Consider the following 23,700-nt stretch of genomic DNA (forward strand, 5'->3'; position numbering starts at 1 on the left):
AAAAACGCAGAAGTTCAGAGCGGAAGCTACTTAAGTTATGTTACTAAAGTAAATTTAACTTAAACCCTCTTCCCTCCTGCCTCCTGCCATCTGCCTCCTGCCTCCTTCCTGTCTCTTGCCTCATCCCAACTGCAAATATTTACGCCGTTTTACTTATGTCAATATACGCTTATGCTCTTCTAGTCCCCACCGCATCACCGCTTGTTCTACCTTTAGGGATGGAAAGAAATACCGAACTAGTTTACTCTTCTGGTTTAGCTGCTCTCGTAGAGCCGGAAATCTCACTGGAGGCAATACAGGCAACGGATGAGCGTTTACTTCAAGCTGTATTAAACCACGATCACGTAATTCGAGAACTTTTTCAACAAACTCCCCTTCTTCCCCTACGCTTTGGGAGGGGTTTTACCTCTGTAGAAAAACTGCTGAATCATCTAGAAAACCACCAAGAGCAATATCTAGAAACCCTAACTCAGCTAGCAGACAAAGTTGAGTACAGTGTAAAAGTGACAGCCTGTTCTTTACTTGACGATTCTGACACTATTGATGCCAGGGGAAAAGCCTATTTATTAGCTAAAAAACAACGCTACCAAACACAGCAAGCATTTCAAGCACAACAATGCGAACAGTGGGAACTCTTGAACGAGTTAATTCTCAAAACATATACAAATGTTATCTGTGAAACTCGACAGTCAGATGTGCGGCAAATCCACTTTTTGGCACAACGCAACGATTCAACGCTCAGTACGCAACTGTTTTCCCTCTGGCAGGTACAATGCTCGCACTGGCAATTGGCACTGAGCGAACCTCTACCACCGTATCATTTTTTAAAAAATACTCTCATATAAATTCATAAAAAATCATATTTAAAACTTTCCCAGAAAATATAAAGATGAGATAATTTTTTCTTTAATTTTTGTCTAAAAAAATATTGTGAACTTTTTAGTATTTTTTTATTTTGTTATATTTATCTCATTTTTTGGGAATACTAAACCCAGGAAGAATAAAACACATTGTGTAAGTTTTACCTACTGCTCAATCAGAGCAAGATGAAATAAATAATTAGAGTTGTGAGAGAAAAAGAAAATGGCTGTTGAAAAAGTTAACTCATCTTCAAGTCTGGCTGAAGTTATTGACCGCATCTTGGACAAAGGAATTGTAATTGATGCTTGGGTACGTGTTTCTTTAGTTGGTATTGAACTGCTATCAATAGAAGCTCGGATTGTTATTGCTTCAGTTGAAACTTACTTAAGATATGCTGAGGCGGTTGGTTTAACATCTCAGGCTGCTGTTCCATCTGCTGCTTAATAGCACATTATAAAAAGGGAGTCTTCATGGCTCCCATTTAATGTTTCTAGTTAACAAAATAGGAGATTTCAGCTGATGGCTCTCAAGAATTTATGGGAACAAGAGCGATCGCAGCGATTACAAATAACTGCTGAACGCCGTCAACAAGTTAACCAGTGGAAACAGCTAACTCAACAAGAATTGCAGTTGCAAGCAGATATGCTTCATCAAGAATTGAGCAGTTTTGTTACCAGCCTTCACAACGATAGGAACTTACAACAGCAGCAATTTCAGCAAGAGATTGTAGAGCGGCAATTGGAAATATTGCAAATAAAAACTGATGTCTGGCAACGTCAGCAAGAATACCGCCAACAGCGGGCAGTAAAGGCTCAGGCATTATTCCAAAACTTGCAAAATTTCCGGGCAATCTTACATAACAGTGTTTTGGGCGATCGCAGTCAAGAACAAGCAGTTTCCCCACCTCCTGCTAAAGAAGAGAAATTAGTTGCAACAGTTCCAAAATGGTCAATCTCCCGTTCTGCAATTAAAGCCACTGGTTTCCGTGCTTCCGTCAATACCATGACTAAGAAAGTGCCTGCCTTGAATGCAGATACTGCTAAATCTAAAGTGCAGCAATACATTCAGCAAGCTGAAGGAGCTACTCTGATAGAAATTGAAGAGGTTATAGGCTTAAGCCGGGTGCAAACGATAGATATCCTGCGCTCCTTGATCAAGCAAGGGATACTGGAACAACGCGATCGCCAATACTTTATTCGGCAACAAACAATTTCTGGACAAACTTAATTCAAGCTCATTTTTTGTATTGGCAGACTAGCAGAATGCGATCGCTTATGTCTATCACCTTAAGCAGTATAGTACAAAATCGATAAGCTTTTAAGCTGGTCTATGTCTTGTAGTGTTCAACATTTCCATCTTTTTCAGGTCTGTATTGCATTGCAACTACATCTATACAAGCAATTTGCTCAGTAGATGTAACATGACAACAAGTTAACCTATTAATAATTAGTTAACCTATTAATAATTAGAAAAAGAGCTTAAATCTTTGTTCAAGCTTCTGGCTTTGAACTTTAAAAATATCCATATTAGAAAGGGATATAACAAGCTGGAATAGCTCAATCAAGGTTTTGAACTGTGCTATTGGCAATCGCGCAATAAAGTTAGTAAGCTGGATTGTTTGAGCAATTTTAATGTAAATGCAAAACTTAGTATATATAAGGAGGTGCGATCCATTGTGAATCAATTGATTGAGCAACTTCAAACTAAATTATTCACAGGTAGGCTGAATCTTGAAGCAAGGGATGGGCCGACTTGGACGCTATATTTTCGCTTAGGACGATTAATTTGGCAGGCTGGTGGTTCTAATGCCGATGAGCGATGGCGACGACATTTGTTGCGCTACTGTTCTAATGTGGATGTGACACAGTTGGAGCAGCTTGTCTCTCCCCAGGAAAATTATCGCGAGTATTCCATTCTTGCTAAGTTGCGAGAACAAAAATTAATCGAACAACAACAACTTGTTAGTCTGATTGCAAGCTCAATAGCTGAAGTCCTGTTTGATATCATGCAGTACATTGAAGCCAAAAGAAATGGCGACAATCCAGCAGGGCAGTTGTCACATACTACCGTTGTTGGTGAAGTTCCTGGGGTTCTCCTAGCTGTAATACCAACTGAGGAAGTCTTGAAACGGGCTACACAAGCCTGGCAAGAATGGCGAGATGCAGGACTGGCAACCTACTCGCCCAATTTATTTCCGATCATTCAACAAATTGAGTTACTCCAAGGACAAGCATCCTCTAAACAGATTATTGCTCTAGTTGATGGAACAAAAACTTTACGAGGTCTAGGGCAAAAAAGCGGTCGGGATGTCTTAGCTTTGACTCGGTTATTGATGACATTGGTAAAAACAGGGGCGATCGCTTTTTCACCTATCCCAAAGCTCAGGCAGGTTGTGATTAGTAAAGAAACTGGCAACCCGTCCAGTGCAGTTAATAATTCCAATTCTTCACTCAAGACAGAAGAGGACACTGTTTTACAATTTGCACCCAATTTCAATAAAGTTGTTCCCCCAGCGACTAGTAAAGAAATTGTCAGTCCGTCTAGTGCAGTTAATAATTTCAATTCTTCACTGAAGAAAGAAGAGAACACTGTTATACAAGTTGCCCCCCCAGCAGCTAGCAAAGCAATTATTGATCTCTCAAGACCTTTAGTAGCATGTGTGGATGATAGTCCAACGATCTGTCGCAGTTTAGAGGAAATTATGACCCATCAAGGTTATCGCTTTGTTGGCATTCAAGATTCCTTGACGGCAGTTTTAAACCTAATTAAAAGTAAGCCAGACTTCATTTTTTTGGATCTATTGATGCCAAAAGTAAATGGCTATGAAATTTGTTCTCAAATCCGTAAAACTCCAAGTCTCAAAAATGTGCCGGTTGTCATCTTAACGGGGAAAGATGGAATAGTAGATCGGATGCGAGCAAAATTAGTAGGAGCAACTGACTTTTTGGGTAAACCTGTAGAAGCAGACAAAGTACTCAATATGCTTCACAAGTATTTAACCGTTTAGGTTAAAGCGACAGTCATACCAGTGGCTCCTCTACATCCATTTTCAAAACCGATTGTGGATGGAAAATTGCTTCCTAAATCTAGCTTGGTGTTAATTTATTTGTCGCCATTATTTTTCAAATTCTGAATTAAATAGTTAGGAAAAAAATGAAAAAAGTTCTTTTAGTTGAAGATAGCCTCACAGAATCCGAAAAGATGACACGTTACCTAGAGCAAGGAGGATATTCAGTTTATGAAGTTCGTAGTGGTGAAGAGGCTCAACTGCGGTTGAAACAACAAAAACCTGACTTGATCTTACTGGATTTGATTTTGCCAGGCCAAAGTGGATTTGAGTTCTGCCGCAAGTTGAAAGCCGATCCGACAACAAAAGGAATTCCGGTAGTGATTTGCTCAACTAAAAACACAGATGTTGATAGAACTTGGGGCAATATGAGTGGCGCTGATGGCTATTTAGTCAAACCTGTAGACGAAAATACCTTGCTCCAAACTGTTAGTAAATTTATTCGCTAAAGGAAACTGGGGCAATGGTACAGAGCAACGATCGCTTTTCTTCGCTACCCATTAATAGCCAATTTCGACTTGAAAACTCTACCCAAGGAAACAACCAGAGATTTTTAAGATTTCCGTTGAATGGAAAGGTAAATGGGTTACTCCCATTAGCTGATTTGCGGGGAGTAATTCAGGTTGCACTGACCGAGATTTTACCAGTACCGCAGGTAGCAGAATTCCTGTTAGGCATAATGAATTGGCGGGGAGAAGCGATCTGGATTCTTGATTTAGCAGGTTTGTTGGGGGCAACACACTGGTGTCGGCGGGAAAGTGTGCGTAACTCTGGCATGGCGATGCTTGTTCAAGTCCAGAATCAAACCGTCGGGCTGTTGGTAGAGCAAGTCAATACCATTGAAGTTCACGATCCCCAAGAGCGGTTAGAGATTTCGACATCGATGTTACCTGGCCGACTAGGCTCATTCTTACAGGGTTACTTTGTGGATTCTCAAGGTAGCCCTTTGATGTTACTTGACACCCAGGTTGTGATTCAAGCCCTTCAGCCTCTTTAAAGTTCAGAGCTTCCTATACAACGCCAAGGGCGGATGCACAAAGGCTTCTGGACGCTGAAGCCGTTCTAAAAAAATTAGCCCCCTGAAGCATTCTACTTATTAACTCCGACAACCTTCATAGCAAGAAAGATCATGGTAATGCATACACCCAGCCAACCTCGCTCAAATTCCAGCAACGGTTATAAGGAAACCGATAACGGGCATACCGTTGATGTACCAGCAAAACAGCAAATCACCTCCGCTCTAGAAGAATTGCGAAATGAACTGGATCAAGCTGATTGGGTGGAAACAGGGCCGTTGCGAGAGAGAATCCGCAAGTTAAAAGAACTGCTAAGTGCGTTGCCATATCAAGAGGGAGGAGATGGATTAGAGGTAGAGCAAGTACAGGCGATCGCTAGCAAAATCCGCCAATTTTCCGATCTAGATACTTTGCTCGCCACTGTTGTCATAGAGGTACAAAGCGCACTGCAAGCCGATCGCGTGGTGCTGTATGAATTTACGAATCCGACGCTGGGGATAGTTGTTGCGGAAGGGATGAGGGACGGCTTTACCCCAATGCTGAAGGAAAAACTGCCCGCCGTCACTTTTGGGTTGGGTTCTGCCAAGCTTTATCAACAAGAAAAATTAGCTGCGATCGCAGATACCTACACTGCAAGCTTGTCCCCTTACCAAAAGCAGCTCGTGGATCGGTTTCAAATAAGAGCTTGTGTGAGTTTGCCGATTTTAGCAAAAGATGGGGTTTGGGGTTTGTTGGTAGTGCAGCAATGCACTGCTGCTCGCCAGTGGCAAAATGCTGAAATTCAGTTACTAAAATTAATCGAGCAGGAATTAGAAGCGCAACTGCAAGTTGCTGCGATTCAAGCTACATTGCAACAAGAAGTGGAAAAAGACCAAATTCTGGTCGGTGTAGCGAATAAAATTCTCCAGTCCAAAGATGCGGATACCATCTTTCGCGTTGCCACCCAAGAAGTGCGACAGTCGCTAAAATGCGATCGCGTCGCAATCTATCGTTTCCAGCCAGATTGGAGTGGGGAATTTGTAGCTGAATCTGTTGGATCTGAGTGGGTTTCTCTATTAGAAGAACAGCGAAACAACCCAGCAATTGTCAATAACGTTAACTATTGCAGTGTTAGGAACCTTGCAGACGAAGGCGGATTGGCTGGGACAACAGGGCGATCGCACAGTGCAGATAGCTACATTCAGCATACCCAAGGCAAAAATTTCCATCGCGGACAGATTTATCGAGTCACTAATGATATCTATAGTGCTGGTTTTTCTGACTGCTATATCAAAATTTTAGAAGCTTATCAAGCCAAAGCATACATTATTGTTGCCATCTTCCAGGGAGAAAAGTTGTGGGGCTTGCTCGCTGCCTATCAAAATTCTCAGCCTCGTCAGTGGAAAGATAGTGAAGTTCGCCTAATGGTACAGGTTGCAACTCTGTCTAGTATTACTATTCAACAGGTGCAATATCAGCAACAACTTTATCACCGCTCTGAGGAGTCAGCCAAACTTGTTGAACGAGAACGTACTGTTTTCGGCATTATTGAAAAGATTGGGCAAGCAACGGATCTTCGCACCCTTTTCCGCACTGCAACCCAAGAGTTGCGGCGATTTTTAAAATGCGATCGCGTTGTCGTTTATCAATTTCATCCAGACTGGAGTGGAGAAGTTATCGCTGAATCTGTGGGTGCTGGTTGGTCGTCACTGGTGGAGATGCAGGAACAAGACGGCATTTTAAAAACAGGTCTGATATCTTCAGAACGTTGCAATATTAAGGATTATGGCTCCCCTGTTAAAGCTGATGCCGATACCTATCTGAAGGAAACGCAGGGTGGAATGTACGCCAAAGGAACGCGCTTCCGTAAAGTCAACGATATTTCTGCTGCTGGTTTTTCATCTTGCTATTTAGAATCATTAGAGAAGTTCCAAGCCAAAGCATACATCATTGTTCCCGTCTTCCGCGCTGGTAATCTTTGGGGTTTGTTAGCAGCCTATCAGAATTCTGAGGTTCGGCAATGGACTGAAGAAGAGGCAGGTGCTTTGTTGCAGATCGCCGAACCGTTAAGCATTGCCCTCCAGCAAGCTGAATATATCGAACAGCTACGGTTAAAAAATCTAGAAATGACCCAAGTAGCTGAAGTAGAAAACGCGATCGCACGCATGGCAGATCGAATGCGTAATTCCCAACAGCTAGAAACGATTTACCGCACTACCTTGGCAGAATTGCGGCAGTTGTTCAAATGCGATCGCCTTGCAATATATCGCTTCAACTCTGACTGGAGTGGTGAATTTATTGCTGAATCTGTAGGAAGTGACTGGGTGCCTCTGGTTGGTCCCGATATCAAGACCGTATGGGAAGACGAACACCTACAGCAAACCCAGGGCGGACGCTATCGCAACAATGAAACCTTAGCCGTCAATGACATCTATACTGTTGGTTATGCCCAGTGCCACATTGACCTGTTAGAGCAATTCCAGGTTAAAGCCTACACCATCGCCCCCATTTTTGCTGGCAACAAACTTTGGGGTTTGTTAGGAGCTTACCAAAACAGCGGCCCGCGCCAGTGGAATTCCGAGGAAGTGCGATTGCTGACCAAATTGGGCATTCAGTTGGGGTTAAGCGTGCAGCAAGTTGAGTACATCGAACAGCTGAAGATGAAGAATGCAGAGTTGGCGCGGACAGCAGAAGAAGAACAAGTGCTGACAGCGATGGTGGAAAAAATCCGTCAAGCACAGGATATGGACACAATTTTCCTGAATGTACTGCCAAGTTTACGCAAACAACTACAGTGCGATCGCCTAGCAGTATTTCGCTTTCATCCCGACTGGAGTGTGGAGTTTGTTGCCGAATCCGTAAAAGATAAATGGTTGTCTTTAGCTGATTCCGACATCAAAACGATTTGGATGGACGAACATTTACAAGAAACTCAGGGCGGACGCTATCGCAATCATGAAACCTTTGTTGTCAATGATATCTACACTGTCGGTCACGTTCAATGCTACCTAGAGATATTAGAAAAAATCCAGGCTAAGGCTTACGCGATCGCTCCGATCTTTATTGGAAACAAACTCTGGGGCTTTATCGGAGCATACCAAAATACTGGCCCTCGCGAGTGGAAATCCAAGGATGTGCAACTGTTGCGAAAAGTAGCTGTGCAAATGGGTATAGGCTTGCAACAGGTTAAGTATATCGAACAGCTCAAGAATAAGAATGCAGAGTTAGCCAGAACCGCAGAAGGGGAACGAGCATTAACACGGCTGTCAGAAAAAATTCGCCAAGTTCAAGAGCTAGATACAATTTTCCGCAATGCCCTACCAGAATTGCGATCGCATTTGGAATGCGATCGCCTAGCCGTATATCGCTTCAATCCAGATTGGGGTGGGGAGTTTATTGCCGAATCCGTAAGTCGTGAATGGGTGGCTTTGGTTGGTCCCGAGATCAGGACTATATGGGAAGACGAACACCTACAACAAACCCAAGGTGGACGCTATCGCAACAACGAGACGTTTGTGATTAATGACGTTTACACTGCTGGCCATGCCCAGTGCCACTTGAAAATTCTCGAGCAATTTCAGATTAGAGCCTATATCATCACCCCGATTATTGCCGGAAACAAGCTCTGGGGTTTGTTAGGAGCATATCAGAATAGCGGGTCGCGGCAATGGCAAGAGAATGAAGTCAACTTGGTAGCGAAAATCGGCACGCAGTTTGGGGTTGCCGTCCAACAATCGCAATACTTACAACAAACCTTAAGCAAGAATGAGGAACTGATCAAACTGGCAGAACGGGAAGTAGCAAACGCCCGATTTTCCTATCGCCTGCCAAGTCGGTTAACAGAGATGGCCCAAAGTCATGGTAATGTTCTGGAATTTATCCAGTTTGCCACCCACGAACTTCGTCAACTGCTGAAAGTAGATCGAGTTGGAGTTTACCGGTTTGAGCCTGATTGGTCTGGAGAATTTGTCGTTGAGTCTGTGACTGGGGATTGGCCTAAGCTGGTGGGAACTAGCCTTGCCAAAGTTAGAGATACCTATCTCCAGTACAACCAAGGAGGGCGTTATGTCCGCAAAGAAAGTTTGCGGGTTGACAATATATATAGTGTCGGCCATGACGAATGTCACATCCAATTGTTAGAGATGTGGGGAACTAAAGCCTACATGATTTCTCCGATTTTTCAAGAAAATCGGCTATGGGGGCTGATGGGAGTTTATCAAAATAGCGCATCGCGCCAGTGGGAGCAATCCGAGGAGGATGTTCTCAACCAAGCCAGCGTCCAGATTGGTATTGCCCTCAATCTTGCAGACTACCTAACACAGGTGCGTACTCAAGAGCAGCAACTAGCAGAAGCAGCAGAGCGCGAACGCACCGCCCGCGAAAAACTCCAACAAGGAGCTATACGCGTTCTCATGGCTTTGGAACCATCCTTCAGAGGCGATCTGACCGTTCGAGCGCCCCTATCTGAAGATGAAATTGGGACGATCGCCGATGGTTACAACACTACGATCCAAAGTTTGCGAGATTTAGTGCGACAAGTGCAGATTGCTGCTGGCAGGGTGAGTGAAACTTCTAGCGATAACACGATCTCAGTAGTGAAACTATCTGACCAAGCTCAACAGCAGGCAGAACGGCTCGAACACGCTCTAGAACAATTACAAATGATGGTAACTTCCACCCAGATAGTCGCTGCTGATGCCCAAAAAGTAGGACAGGCGGTGCAAAGAGCTAATAACACCGTCCAAGCTGGCGATTCCCTGATGGAAAGAACCGTAGATGGCATTTTGGAGATTCGGGAAACCGTGTCGGAAACAGCGAAGAAGATTAAACGCCTCGGTGAAGCTTCTCAGAAAATCTCGAAAGTAGTCAGTCTGATTGAAAACTTTGCCACTCAAACTAATTTGCTGGCACTCAATGCTGCGATCGAGGCTACCCGTGCCGGAGAGTATGGCAAAGGCTTTGCGGTGGTTGCAGATGAAGTTCGTTCCCTGGCTTATCAGTCGGCTAGTGCCACCACAGAAATTGAGCGACTCGTGCAAGAAATTCAAGCTGGTACCAACGAAGTTACCGAAGCAATGGAAATAGGGATTAGCCAAGTTGTCCAAGGCTCGAACTTGATCGATGAAACTCGTCATTCCCTGAGTGCGATCGTGGTAGCTACCAACGAAATTGGTGGACTGGTACAAGGAATTACCCAAGCAGTTTCCCATCAAAGTCAGCAATCTCAGATGTTGACAGAGGCGATGATGGATGTTTCGGCGATCGCCCGCAAGACTTCAGAAAGTGCCATCCACATTTCCGAGTCTTTTGAGGAACTACGGATGACTTCACAACAACTGGAAACCAGCGTTAGCCAGTTCAAAGTTGATTAATCTCGCAAAACTGTTATGAACCCCGATCCCAGTAATCAAGAGCAGGCTTTTCTTGCTGAAGCGGCAGAGTTGTTGCAAACCATTGAGCAGAATCTGATCGGTTTGCTTGATGAAAAAACAATAGAAAAAGTTCATGCCTTGATGCGAAGCGCCCATACTATCAAAGGGAGTGCTGCCAGTGTTGGGCAAGAAACTATTCAGACAATTGCCCATCATTTGGAAGATGTATTCCAAGCGTTATACGCTCCAGAACTGGAAATCGATCCAGAATTGGGTGCTTTGCTTCTAGATGCTTATGAGTGCCTGCGAACTCCATTGAGTGCAGCCTTGATGGGCTTATCCTGCAATGAGGCAGAAATACTCGATCGCACTGCTTCCATCTTCGCCCAACTTCAACATAAACTAGGCGACTTTTTTGGTCGTGAGGCTCCGCTTCCCAGTTCGGAAGAACTTGGCTTCGATGTCGTAGAGTCAATCTTTTCCGGGAGTGTACCCCAGGATTTGCAACAACTGGAAACTGACATCCAAAGCCAAGATCCGCAACAAATTCAAACAACACTCAACTCCCAAGCAGAATTTTTTGTTGAACTAGCAGCATCTTATGGCTTATCTGGATTAGAAGAAATTGCCCAGGCGACCCTAAACGCGCTCAAAGCACATCCAGACAAAGTATTGCAAATCGCTCAGGCGGCTTTAGAAAATTTTAAAGCAGCTCAAACAGCAGTACTTGCAGGCGATCGCACTCAAGGGGGTGAGATATCTCCACAATTGCGAGAATGGGCAGGGCTAATTACTCCTGTCCCAGAACCGCAACAGCCAGTTGCGATCGCAGCCCCACCAACACCAACGACTACAACTGAGAATCAGCCATCCCCCCTCCTCAGTGCCAGCGAAGCAGAATCAATTTGGTCGTTTTTCCCGAAGCGGACTGATAACTCCGTACCAAAAACACCGGAGGTACTGGCACCTATTTCTCAGGATTCGGTAGTAGCCCCCTCTGCCATAGATCGGATTTTACAGTCAATCTGGATCGGAGATCCACAGACATCCTGCCGATACTCAGACTCAGATCGGCCAGCCTCTCCACCACCAGCGCCAAGCCTCCAGGCTCAGTCATCGGCATCACTTCCCAGTATCCGAGTCGCGATAGAACAACTCGATCGCCTCAGCCATACAATTGGGGAATTGCTAATCAGCGAAAACCAACAAAACCTGCAATCTAACCACATCCACAAAGCAGCCCAAGACACTCTACTACAGTTTTTGTACTGTCAACAACAACTTAGTAAAGTTTTTACTTGGTCGGATCGACATCTGTTGCTTCCCGAACGCAAGCAGCGACATATACATGGATCTCCACGAGTTATCTCTGCTACCGAGGCACAATCCAATTTTGATGCCTTAGAAATGGATAACTATAGCGAGTTGCACATTCTCCTGCAAAATCTTACAGAAGACATGGTGCAATTAGGAGAACATATTGAGGCTGTTAATGGCTTAGTTCAGCAATCTCGCTTCAGTCTCGGAAAGCGCAAGCAACTGCTTTCAGGAGCGCAGGAAGATTTGCTGCAAGCCAGAATGGTTCCACTGGGAACAGTGTTGAATCGATTACCCCGCCTCTTGCAACAGATGGTAGCAACTTATCATAAGCCTGTTGAACTCAAGCTTGGCGGAACGAAGGTACTGGTGGATAAAGCCATTTCTGAGCAGCTATACGATCCCTTGCTGCACATGATTCGCAATGCTTTCGATCACGGCATTGAACCGGTAGAAACCCGCCGCGAGAAGGGTAAACCAGAAACCGGAACAATTACAATTAAAGCTTATCATCAAGGCAACCGCACTACTATTGAGGTACGGGATGATGGTCGAGGCTTTAACTGGGAATCCATTCGTCAGCGAGCTATAGAAAAACACCTGCTGACTCCCGAACAAGCCGCCTACGCCTCAGAAGACCAACTAGCAGAGTTATTATTTGAACCAGGCTTTTCTACCGCCAAGCAGGTTGGTGAGTTATCTGGTCGTGGTATCGGCTTAGATGTGGTTCGCACTCAATTGCAAGCTTTACAAGGTTCGATTGTGGTGCGATCGCTTTCAGGGCAGGGAACCACCTTCATGCTGCAATTGCCCCTGAGCTTGACAACAGCACGCTTGCTCGTTTGTCAATCTCAAGGTATTACTTATGGCTTGCTGTCTGAAGGAGTTAGCCAGGTTTTATTACCGCAGCCAGAGCAGATTCAAGTCCAGCAATCTTTACACGGGCAAGGCAGCCAAAAATTCTGGCAGTGGGGAGAAGGGCAAAATCAGCAACTAGTTCCCATCCGCTCGCTTGCCAATTTGCTGGATTACAAATATCCTTTATTCACCCAAGACCACAATTTAAACCTAAGTCCTTTTCCAGTCAAACAACGAAACACCATCGAACCTCTGCTGCTGTTGCAAACAGAGTATCAATACCTGTGTTTGCAAGTCGATCAGATTTTAGTCGAGCAGGAATTAGTAATTAAATCCCTCGGCAGAGTCTTGACTTTACCTAGTTACATCCAAGGCTACAGCGTGTTGGGCAATGGTAGTCTGACCCTAATCGTTGACCCGTTGGAGTTAGTTCGGCAAACTTGGGAGACAGATATGATGCCGACTTCCCCGGCATCAAGTCTTGCAATATTGCCCGCGCCTGAGCCTGTTCTTGCTCTAGAGGCGCAGCAATCCGCAACTATAACGCAACCGCAACAACAGCCGATGGAAGTCAATACAGCCGTTGCTCAACCTAACCGACTGACAGTGTTAGTCGTGGAAGATTCGGTTGTACAAAGGCAAAGTTTGGTGCAGACGCTCCAAAAAGCCGACTATCAAGTGTTGCAAGCAGGCGATGGTCGAGAGGCGGTCGCTCAATTGGTGCAACACAGTGATGTCGATTTAGTGATTTGTGACATTGAAATGCCGCGTATGAATGGATTTGAGTTTTTAGAACACCATCGCCAAGACGAGCGTTTGTCCGGGATTCCTGTGGTGATGCTGACTACTCGTAGCGGACAGAAGCACCGCCAATTAGCTTTAGCTCTAGGGGCGAAAGCTTACATGACCAAACCCTATTCAGAACAGAGCTTCCTGGCCGCGATCGCTGAACTGGTTCATAGCCCTTAGCCCTCATCTTGTAAATTGCTATGCTTAACACTCCCTTTCCGTTTAAGCGATTATCTGGCGCTGTGAGCGAACGTGACTCATTACGAGTCGTTGTTTTTGCGATCGCAGACTATTTATTTGCCCTGCCAGTTGGTGCAGTTCTCAAGGTGATGGCTTGTCCCCCTATTAGTAGTACGGTTGAAAGTGGTATCGGGATGGTTGACTTGGGAGCGCAAACGATCGCAATTGTGGACTTGCGCCAGAAGTTCATTCAGCAAGTACAAGGCCAACAGGCGCATCAAGTTCCCTCTGCGGTTGACACTTCAGGGCGCTTCCTACTTCTGACTCAAACGCGGACTGGGGAAATTTGTGGCATTCCTGTGGACAAGCCCCCTGCATTAATCGATATTCCTTTAGAAGCAGTGCGTCCGGTGCCGTGGTCTTATCGGCAAGTAGCGGAGTTAAGCTGTGTTAGCCACATGGCTGTTTTGCCTGTAGCACCAAACGAGGAATCACTCAAAGTACTTCTTTTTGGTATGAGCCAGATATTGGCTGATAAGTTGGGGTTGCCCGGAACAACCCCAACCTTGCCTCCTGGGCAGACATCAGGCGAACAACGGCAAAGATTTCTGCGTTTTTCCTTGGGGAATCAAGGAAGTGGATTGCTACCATTTGACTTAATACAGGATATTATTCATCTCGCTAGCCAAGAAATTTCCCCAGCCCCGGCCTTACCAAGTTGGATTTTAGGTTTCTATAATTGGCAAGGACAGATGCTGCGGCTGGTTGACTTGGAACATTTGCTTGGTTATGCGCCGCTTTTGAAGCGGCAGTCACGACCAGAAAAGCCAATGGTTCTGGTTATCGAACTGCAAAATCAGGTAATCGGGTTTTTGGTGGCTCATGTCTACGATGTAGAGTGGCAGGATTTACAGCAAGCACAATCGGCACCAACCGACTTTTCCCCAAACAAACTGCTAAATTTTGTTCGAGGTATTCTGCCAGGCGATCGCTGGATTTTAGACACCAGAGCGATCGCCCAGACATTGCAATGGCAAACCCACTGATTTAACTTGATGCTGCCAAGGAGTTTTCTGTGACGATCGCAACTTTAGACCCTAATTCTGAAACCCAGCCTGTTGAAAATGAAATCCAGATAGAAGAAATTTTGGCTAATGTGGCTCTAATCAAAGCAGTCTTTCAATCTGCTAAGGGACCAAAGGTCGCTCAATTGCAGCAGAAGGTAAGTCAAATCGAAGCTTTTATCCAAGCTTTGGCTAAGGATTCGCCCAGTGACAATGATGAAAATGTTCGAGGGGCTTTTCAGCTCCAGCGAGAACAACTTGCGGCGATCGATCGGCAAATGCAACAGGCAAAAGGTCAAACTGCACTTTTGGAGGTTACAGTCACCGCCTTGCGAGATGTTCTCAACGCCGATCGCGTCCTAATTTATCGTTTTGAGGAAGATAATCGCAGTCGAGCGATCGCCGAGGCTATACAAACGGGTTGGACATCCCTGCTCAACCAATCCCTACCGATAAATTTGTTTGTTAATAAACCCGATGTTGGCGACGGACAAAACTCGCAGGGCAACCTAACTGAAGTATTGGAATTAACTCCCCGCCAACAGCAATTTTGGCAACGGTTTCAGGTGCAAGCTAGCCTGTGCTTGCCCTTGATTGTCAAACAACAGCCTTGGGGTTTTTTAGTTATTCATCATTGCCTTCAACCCCGACAATGGCAGGAAGCAGAGCGCAGTTTGCTGCAACAAGTAGGAATGATGTTGACAATTAACTTGCGCTGGGCTGAAATAGTAGCTCCACCTGCTCAACAGCTTGAATCCCTCGATCGCTCACAGTTACTAGTGCCATTGCAGCAGGTGAGCCAGACCGTACAAGAAGGAGTAAGAATCGCCGAGCTTGCCAACGAGCATTTAATGTCTATTCAAGATACTGTTGCTATTACTAATAAACAGCTGCAATACCTTGGTGAATTCTGTCAGCAAGCTTCTGGCTTTGTTCGCCTTGTGGAAGGCTTGAGTACCAAAATTCAGGTTTTGTCTTTGAATACAGCCATCGAAGCAACAAAAGCTAACGACCAGGAACAAGGTTTGCTAGCTGCTGCCGAACAGGTGGAAATTCTCGCCCGTCAAGCCCGCGACAGCACCCTAAATATAGAGGAATGGTTCCAAGAACTCCAAGTGGCAGCAGCAGACGTTGCTTCTGCTATCGAACCGTGCGATCGCCAAATCAGTGCGGGGCTGGAGTCAATCGCCCAAATCCAAGAGCAATTTAGAGTGATCGCCGACATCGCTGCTTGTACCCTCAAATCAATGTCGAAGCCATAGAATTGTCACAAACCCCATAGAAACTGAGAGTTGTTTTCATGAGTACCGATTTTGTCCCCCAACCGCAGAACGACGATCGCTTTCTAGAAGAAGCGATCGATCTGTTGCTGTTCTTGGAGCAGGAGTTGCCTAACTATACAAAAGACAGTAACCCTGGTACAGCTTTGGCTCTCATGGAAGCTGCTAGCTCTCTGCATTCGATTGCCATAGCAGCCGAGCTAGATGCCATTGCTATAGTTGCGGCTGCACTAGAAGAGATTTTTCAGCTTCTGCATCAGTATCGGGCAACTGTCAACGCCCCAATCGCCTCCCTGTTGTCAGAAGGATTAGATTGCTTACAGATGCTGTTGATGGCATTTTTAACAGCCTCGCAAATTGACGAAGTAGAAATTCTGGAGCGGATGTCTGCCATTGTTGCTCGTCTACAAGCAGAGTTTGGCGATTCCCAGGAAACAAACCTTGAGATATCGATAGAGCAACCGCAGGAACATCAACCAGTTATTCAGTTTGGCGATCGCTTGGTTGAGGTAGAATCTTCTGCGGCTCTACCAGAGCAATTTATAGTTAAACATAAGGAAAGTCTTGATAGGGAACTAATAGATGAAACTAGCCCCCAGTCTGGCAGCCTTTTTCATGTAGATACCGAGCAACTTCCCGCCAAGGTTGGGGAACTAGCAAACCCGAAGGAGTATGGGGAAGAAGATTTTCATGCTTGGTTGGGGGATTTTTCCCTGCCTACTGAAACTTCTGTTGCATCCCTAGTTAAATCTTTTCCCGATCGCCATCCACTCTCTTTGCAAGAATCTATTTCTACCATTCTTGCAACAAGTATTCCAACCGCCACACCCATCAATATTAAGCATCTCGAACAACTAAACGCGCTAGTTGCCACATTATTAACTACATATAATCAGCAAGCCTGTCAAGAAGAACAACAGCAACATACGATCGGGCGGTTGCTCCGACAAGTTAAACGATTACAACATTTACTGGATAATCTACAGGAATGGTCAGCACGTTTAGCAGCAATTTCAGATACCCTTTCTCCTCTAGCGGCTTCTCGCTCTCAGCAATTATACAGTACTCTGCAATCTGTTTTGGCTGAAGCATCTCAGGTGGCATCAACTGCTCATTCACTTAATAACAATCATCATCAACTCAAACAAGAACTCATACAGCAGGAAAAGCTACTTAACCATTCTTCCAATTTAGTCAAAACAGTTACAACTATTCCTTTAAAAGTAGCCTTAGAATCCTTGCATCGTCTTTGGTCTCAGTTACAAGCTCTACAAGATAAGTCTGCTAGACTACATTTACAAATTAGCGATATCCAAGTCGATCGGGCATTTAGCGATCGCCTCCGTACCCTCCTGTTGCATATAAGTTGCTATTTACTAGAGCAAAGTATTGAGTTTGGTCAAACACGCCAATACCTTGGTAAAAATAGCAACGGTATTATCGAAATTCAAGTTTATCAGCAAGGAAATCAACTGATTATTGATGGCTGTGATGATGGCGCAGGAATTAACTTATCTCAAATTTATCAAGAAGCTTTAGCCAAAGGACTCGCCCTGACAAAACCAGGAGATGTCTTACAAGAACTGGTAATTGAACCAGAGGTTTCATCTGTTTTATGCGATCGTGCTGCCTTAGAGTTAGGAGTAGAATTAACTGAAGTTTGCAAGCAATTAACAGCTATTCAGGGAAGAATAGTATTGAAGTCTAAAGCTGGACATGGTACAGCCTTCTCGCTCCAAATTCCCCTCGATCAAAAAATTGCTCAACTTATCGTCTGTCAAGCTAACTCCAGAGTCTATGCGTTTATTGCCGATTCTGTAGAGCAGATTTGTCTATCCCAGTCCGAACAAATCATCCAAACTCAAGCGGGACGGATGTTATTATTGCAGTCTTCTGGCAGATCCAGTGGCTTCCTTGGTTATGCTGATGAGCATCTAACAACAGAAATGCTCGTCCCTATCCACTTATTGACTGATGTGCTAATTTGTCCTAACCACCTTCCCACCTCAGCTACTACTTACAGCACAGATACACTAAATGCTTTCAAGCAAGATAAGCCTTTATTAGTATTTCGTTATTTAGACAAACGATGTGCTTTAGAAGTAGATTGCATCATCGGCAAACAATCTTCTGCAATCCATCCTCTGGGGGAAGCAATTCCAGTTGCTGCTTATATTCAAGGAACTAGCATTCTTGCCAATGGGCAACTTAGCCTGGTTTTGGATGGTCAGCTTCTCACAAAATCTCTAGCTTGAACTCAATCAGCGCAGTAAACGATTTGTCACTGGAACGATAACTTGGCAGAAAAGGACATCTTTTGCTGACAATCAACTATCGGACAAATCATGGTTACAAGAAAACAATTTTTAAAATCAAAAAATTAATTTCTGCAAGATGGTTTTGTCCATCTCTAGTTTTTTGGAGAGCGATTTTTGGCGTTGCATAATAAAGGGATGAATTGAGGTATTATACTGTGTAGTCTTAATACTGGAAGTCTACTGAGATTAGAAAAAATGGAAAGCGAAGAGGTAAGCAGAATCACATTTGTGTCAAGTTTGGTCGTCAATTTATCGATGTTTACAGCCCGGCAAAAGGGTACTCAGATCGGGTAAAACAAAATTGCTTAAAAGCAGATGTAAATGGTGTGGGATTTCGAGCAATTGAACGTGATAAAGGTGTTCAGACGTTCGCGGACTCGCTCTAAGCGTAAAGCCTACGGCATAGCTTCGCTTAGGGCGCAGCCTCTCGTAGAGAAGGCTTTACGCTTTGCTATCACACAAGTGTCATTTCTTGGGTCAAACAAGTTGCTGAAAAAATACCCAATGTACCAACTAAGGGTATTGAGCATTAAATGCGATTAGTGAATCAATGCTATGGACTGATTAAAAAATATCGGATGGATCGGCAGTTTGGAGTTTGCGAATCGAGAATGCTGCTGAAACGCAACACATTGTTGCTGTCAAAGCCAACACAAAAGCAGCACGTCCGATGGTCATTGCCATTGGCAATAATGTAGCTTGACGAGTTATTTGATAAAAACCAAGAGAAAGCATCAAACCAGGAAAAAATCCCATTGCTGCCAGGATTAATGCTTCTTGAAAGACTACAGAAAGCAGATAATTATTCTCAAAGCCGATCGCTTTGAGGGTAGCATACTCTGATAAATGGTCAGACACATCGCTGTAGAGAATCTGGTAGACAATCACCGCACCGACGATAAAACCAATCACAGCACCCAGGTCGAAAACATAGCCCACAGGTGTACTCGTATTCCAAAAACCCTGCTCCCGTTCGATGAACTCCTGCTTCGACAGCACTCGTACATCGTCTGGTAGTCCTGCTTTCAAATTTTTCATCACCTGGGCTAAATTAGCTCCTGGTTCTAATTGAATCACACCTAACTCAATCAGACCTTTTTCTCGCCGCCGACCAAATAGACGTAGGAAGTTGAGATCGCTAGTAATCAAATGACCGTTAACTCCAAAGGATGTACCTAGCTCAAATAAGCCAACTACTTCTACTTCACGATTTTCGATCTCAGTTTTGAAGGGCCCAGTTTGTTGGAATATTTGAGGAATTGGCCCGAATTCTTTCCGCGCCCCTTTATCAAACATGACAGTATCAGGGAATTTCAGCTTGTCTAAATTGGCCTCTACAGGAGGTAGCATCATCACATTGTCATCTGGGTTAAAGCCAATGACAAACATATTCCAAATCTGCTTATTGACTGGATTTTTCCACTGAACGTAGTCCAAATAAATAGGAATAACTGCTCGCACACCCGTGTAGCCAAGTGCCTGATATAAACGCCGTTCTGTAAATTTATCTCTGGAAATTAACGATCTGTAGCGATCGCTAATTAAAAAAACATCACCTTTTAAACTAGTTTGAATCTCTACCGCACCTTCAAATAAAGCACTGCGAAATCCTAACTGTAAAAACATGAGGACATCGGCGAAGGTAATGCCAGCGATCGCCACCAGCATCCTAGCTTTCTCTCTCGATAATTGCAGCCAAGCTAAAGGAATTCGTCGTCTCATAGAAAGATAGCTACCTTGACCTTCATATTCGTAAACCCAGCTACCTTCTGACTATCTGTTGGAGTTAAGCGAATTTTGACTTCAACAACTCGAGAATCAATATTGGCAGCCGGGTCGGTATTCAAAACATCTTTTTTGGCAACTTCCAATCCTACTTCGTCCACCACACCTCGTAATGTTTCAGTTAGAGAACCACCGCTGACATTAGTAATGGTGGCTTGCTGATCTTTGTGGACTTTTGGTAAATCGCTTTCGTAGACTTCGGCGATCGCATACATTTGGTTGGTTTGTCCTAATGAGACAATACCTTTATTGCTATCAACAATCTCACCTTCCCATGTGTGGATCTTCAAAATCTGTCCCGGTCTAGATGCTCGCACGTAGGCGAGATCTAACTCTGCCTGAGCCTGTTTCACTATAGCCTTAGTGTTGTTAACCTCGGTTTGCGCTACTCGTATATCTATAGGACGGACTTCAGCAATGCGATCGAGTGTAGCTTGAGCTTCTTTGACTTGTTGAGTCAATATTGCAGTAGTTTGGTAAAAATTGATTTTAGCTTCCTTCAGTTGTTGGACAACAGTCTCAAAAATTAAGCGTTTGCTATCACGCAACGAAGCAGAGACAGCACCATCTTGATAGAGCGACTCGTAACGTTGATATTCGAGTTGGGCATTTTCAGCCTCTGCGTCTAGACGTGTAACAGTTGCTTTTTTCGCAGCAGTATCTTCACGTAGCTGCACTTCAAGTCTGGCAATCACTGCCTTTTGAGCCTGAATTTCTCCAATTTTGGCACCAGCTTTAACCCGATCTAATTGGGCTTGGGTAACTGCTACTCGTTGCATTGCTTGCTCTAAAGCAGCTTGGAGACGAGGGCGTGAATCCAAAATGGCGATTACCTGTTTGTTTTGTACCCAGTCGCCTTGCTTCACTAATAATCGATCGATTCGGCTACCCTGACTAGAAGCAGTTAGCTGAATAACTTCTCCTTTTGGTTCCAGTCGTCCTAAGGCTGTCACTGCTTTGACTGGGGGATCTGTAGCTAGGGGAACAGATGATGATTCGAGATTAGGCTTTGAGTGTAAAATCTTAGAAATACTACTGAGGCTAGTAATGCTTGCTACTAGAGCGACAACTGCGATCGCTATATATGTCCACGTAAATTTAGATGATTTTTCAAAAGCCTTCATTATTACCTTTTAGAAGTGAGTTTATTCGCCTACGCTCACAAAAAAACAACATTCTAGCCTTATTAATCCGGCAATTTACCAATTACAGATTACATATAACCTTGAAACGCCCTTCTACAGAGCTTTTCAAGTAATTGAACTACACCATTTTCCATCTCAGTCGTAGTCTCAATACCTGAAAACTGATGTAATACCAAATTGAATCATGATTGCAACAGATGGAACGCCCAAAAGCTTGTCCAGTAAATATTTTACAATCCGAAATCCAAAATGGTATTAAAACAGGGATATAGCGTTTCCTAATTCTGACCGAAGCAACGGAAACGTCTCTGGCTTTGTTCCTGAATTCTGAATTATGCCGTAGGCTGCGATGTTTCTCGCCCAACCTCAGATAATATCTCTGAAAGCTTCACTTTCTGCCCAGAAGAAGGAACTATCAAAGTTTCCGAGTCAAAATGTATCCGAGGCGTTTTTATAATTAATGAAAGTACTGTTAAGTAAGGAAGTGAAACATATTCATTTCCAAAATTTTGGCGTAAAGCTTGACTAACTAGAGGCGCAAACTGGTGACTCATACTTGGAAAAAGATGATGCTCAACATGGTAGCCAAAATTAAGATGCAAAAAAGCTAATACTGGATTAATTGTGACAGTAATTGTATTGTGTAATGGATGATTTACATCAGAGTTAGTCGGACGTAATAAGTGTTGTGTAAGAATGTATGACACATAAATAAAGTTTCCCAATAACATCGGCAAGACGATGATATAAAGACTTGCGCGATCGCCGATCGCGCTCCCAAGTAAAATCCAAAATAAAATCATCAAAATAGTTTCAATCTTGGCTCTCAATCGATTGAACCCAAATTTATCTGCTAAATCCGAATCTGTCTTATAAAACCAGAGTACATATTGTCCCTCAAGGGTGAATAAGCAAAAAAAGCCAATGTAGCTGAACCAGTTATGTGTACCCGGAGTAAACATAGCTCTCAACCTAGTTACGGGACTTTTGGAGAACTCTTCAATTGTTCCGACGAAATCAGGATCCCGTTCCACAAAATTAGTATATCCATGATGGCACTGACAATGCCAAAATTTCCATGTTAATGGTGATATCAGAAATGGAATATATCCCAAATAGCCGAGAAAATATTGCCCAAAATTGGATTGAAAAATTGCCCCATGTAGTGCCTCATGTGCAATAAAACCCCATATTGTATATATTTGTCCAATGACAATAGATAACAACAAGTAAACATACCAAGGTAGAGAATACTGGATAATAATCCAAGAACAAGCTATGACAATAGATATCAACAAAATAGCAGCGATACCCCTCATTGGCTGGGGCTGAAATACATCGCTTGGCAATGATTCTCTAAGTTTATTTCTAATTGCGTGTAATTCCATATTTGTACTTTATATTCAACCAAAAAGTTGTTAATTATTAACAGAAAAAATGCCGTACAACTGCTGTATATAACTTTTCTTAATCAAATGAGATACATTATAGTCCCTCTTTCCAGGAAGGGGGTTGAAAATAGGATTATTTATCTCACTCAACAGATAAAGCCAATTCACGAAAAATATGCTGAGTCTCACTTTTTGAATTTTGAATTTGAATTAGTATAACTCCTTACTTCTGTGTCATCCATACTATAATGTCTGAAATTTGCGTTTTCTCCCCAGAAGAAGGATTTATCAAAGTTTCCGAGTCAAAATATATCCGAGGAGTTTTAATAGCTGACAATAGGACTTTTAAGTAAGGAATTAAAACATATTCATCAGCAAAATGTTGGCGTAAAACTTGACTAACTAGGGGAGCAAATTTTGGACTCATACTGGGAAAAAGATGATGTTCTACATGGTAACCACCATTAAGATGAATAAAATCGATTATCGGATGTGTTGTCACGCTGATTGTGTTTTGCAGTGGATTATTTACATCGGAGTTGGTAGGGCGTAAAAAGTGTTGTGTGACAATGTAGGTCACATGAGAGAAGTTTGCTATTGCCATCGGCATAATGATGATATAAAGACTTGCTTGAAAGCCAATCATCACACCAAGGAAAGACCAAAATAAAATCATCAAAATAGTTTCAATCTTAGCTCTCAATCGATTGAATCCAAATTTACGTGCTAAATCTGAATCTTTCTCGTAAACCCAAAGCACGTATTGTCCTTGAAGTGTCAAACCACAAAAAAAGCCAATGTAGCTCATCCAGTGTTGTATCCCTGGATTAAGCATGGCTCTCAAACGAGTTATAGGACTTTTGGAAAATGTCTCAATTGTCCCGACAAAATCGGGATCTCGTTCGGCAAAATTAGTATATCCATGATGACACTGACAATGCCAAAATTTCCATGTTAATGGTGATATCAAAAATGAAGTATATCCCAAATAACCAAGGAAATACTGACCAAAACTTGATTGAAAAATCGAACCGTGTAATGCCTCATGTCCGATCAAATCCCATATAAAATATATTTGACCAATAATAATTGATATCAGTAAGCATAGATACCAGGGTGGAGAATAATGGATAATCAACCAGGAAAAAACTATGACAACAGGTATCAAGAGAATGGCAACTATACCTCTCATTGGTTGAAGTTGGAAGACATCACTGCTTAAGGATTCTCGAACCTTATTTCTAATGAGATGTAATTCCATATTGTGGCTCCTATGTA

General features: G+C 43.5%; 15 protein-coding genes and 1 pseudogene. 12 read left to right on the forward strand and 4 right to left on the reverse strand.

The window, feature by feature from the left end; translation table 11 throughout:
- Nucleotides 1-155: 155 nt before the first annotated feature.
- The 12 genes and pseudogenes from NPUN_RS10850 to NPUN_RS42505 all read left to right on the forward strand — a co-directional run.
- A complete protein-coding gene (locus tag NPUN_RS10850) occupies nt 156-845 on the forward strand; it encodes a GvpL/GvpF family gas vesicle protein (protein WP_012408763.1) in 690 nt (229 codons plus the stop codon).
- 238 nt (nt 846-1,083) lie between these two features.
- Nucleotides 1,084-1,305 carry a gas vesicle structural protein GvpA gene (gene gvpA, locus NPUN_RS10855; RefSeq protein ID WP_012408764.1) on the forward strand — a complete coding sequence of 74 codons (222 nt, stop codon included), beginning with the start codon at nt 1,084-1,086 and terminating at the stop codon, nt 1,303-1,305.
- Nucleotides 1,306-1,380: 75 nt separating this feature from the next.
- Nucleotides 1,381-2,088: a hypothetical protein gene (locus tag NPUN_RS10860; protein ID WP_012408765.1), complete on the forward strand. Its 708-nt coding sequence runs from the start codon at nt 1,381-1,383 to the stop codon at nt 2,086-2,088.
- A gap of 448 nt (nt 2,089-2,536) precedes the next feature.
- Nucleotides 2,537-3,868: a response regulator gene (locus NPUN_RS10865; protein WP_012408766.1), complete on the forward strand. Its 1,332-nt coding sequence runs from the start codon at nt 2,537-2,539 to the stop codon at nt 3,866-3,868.
- A gap of 146 nt (nt 3,869-4,014) precedes the next feature.
- A complete protein-coding gene (locus tag NPUN_RS10870) occupies nt 4,015-4,377 on the forward strand; it encodes a response regulator transcription factor (RefSeq protein ID WP_012408767.1) in 363 nt (120 codons plus the stop codon).
- A gap of 14 nt (nt 4,378-4,391) precedes the next feature.
- On the forward strand, nt 4,392-4,925 hold the full coding sequence (locus NPUN_RS10875) for a chemotaxis protein CheW (RefSeq protein WP_012408768.1): 534 nt from the start codon (nt 4,392-4,394) through the stop codon (nt 4,923-4,925).
- Nucleotides 4,926-5,057: 132 nt separating this feature from the next.
- Entirely contained in the window at nt 5,058-10,295 is a 5,238-nt protein-coding gene (locus tag NPUN_RS10880) for a GAF domain-containing protein (RefSeq protein WP_012408769.1), read from the forward strand.
- Nucleotides 10,296-10,310: 15 nt separating this feature from the next.
- On the forward strand, nt 10,311-13,439 hold the full coding sequence (locus NPUN_RS10885; RefSeq protein ID WP_012408770.1) for a hybrid sensor histidine kinase/response regulator: 3,129 nt from the start codon (nt 10,311-10,313) through the stop codon (nt 13,437-13,439).
- Nucleotides 13,440-13,459: 20 nt separating this feature from the next.
- Complete coding sequence (locus NPUN_RS37505; RefSeq protein ID WP_012408771.1) at nt 13,460-14,485, forward strand: chemotaxis protein CheW; 1,026 nt, start codon at nt 13,460-13,462, stop codon at nt 14,483-14,485.
- A gap of 29 nt (nt 14,486-14,514) precedes the next feature.
- Nucleotides 14,515-15,765: a GAF domain-containing protein gene (locus NPUN_RS10900; RefSeq protein WP_012408772.1), complete on the forward strand. Its 1,251-nt coding sequence runs from the start codon at nt 14,515-14,517 to the stop codon at nt 15,763-15,765.
- A 38-nt stretch (nt 15,766-15,803) separates the two neighbouring features.
- Nucleotides 15,804-18,038 carry a chemotaxis protein CheW gene (locus tag NPUN_RS10905; protein ID WP_012408773.1) on the forward strand — a complete coding sequence of 745 codons (2,235 nt, stop codon included), beginning with the start codon at nt 15,804-15,806 and terminating at the stop codon, nt 18,036-18,038.
- Nucleotides 18,039-18,286: 248 nt separating this feature from the next.
- Nucleotides 18,287-18,463: pseudogene (locus tag NPUN_RS42505) on the forward strand (IS1 family transposase); the annotation flags it as partial.
- 202 nt (nt 18,464-18,665) lie between these two features.
- On the opposite strand, the gene devC reads toward NPUN_RS42505, so the two are convergent.
- From devC to NPUN_RS10930, 4 genes are all read right to left on the reverse strand, one after another.
- The gene (gene devC / locus NPUN_RS10915; RefSeq protein WP_012408774.1) at nt 18,666-19,823 is read right to left on the reverse strand and encodes an ABC transporter permease DevC; all 1,158 of its coding nucleotides are present in this window, start codon (nt 19,821-19,823) and stop codon (nt 18,666-18,668) included.
- Entirely contained in the window at nt 19,820-21,010 is a 1,191-nt protein-coding gene (locus tag NPUN_RS10920) for an ABC exporter membrane fusion protein (protein ID WP_012408775.1), read from the reverse strand. Before NPUN_RS10920 ends, devC begins: the two co-directional genes overlap by 4 nt.
- A gap of 353 nt (nt 21,011-21,363) precedes the next feature.
- Nucleotides 21,364-22,419 carry a fatty acid desaturase family protein gene (locus tag NPUN_RS10925; RefSeq protein ID WP_012408776.1) on the reverse strand — a complete coding sequence of 352 codons (1,056 nt, stop codon included), beginning with the start codon at nt 22,417-22,419 and terminating at the stop codon, nt 21,364-21,366.
- Between the two features lie 226 nt (nt 22,420-22,645).
- Entirely contained in the window at nt 22,646-23,683 is a 1,038-nt protein-coding gene (locus NPUN_RS10930) for a fatty acid desaturase family protein (RefSeq protein ID WP_012408777.1), read from the reverse strand.
- Nucleotides 23,684-23,700: the final 17 nt, after the last annotated feature.

This window comes from Nostoc punctiforme PCC 73102 (assembly GCF_000020025.1).
Taxonomy (GTDB): Bacteria; Cyanobacteriota; Cyanobacteriia; order Cyanobacteriales; family Nostocaceae; genus Nostoc; species Nostoc punctiforme.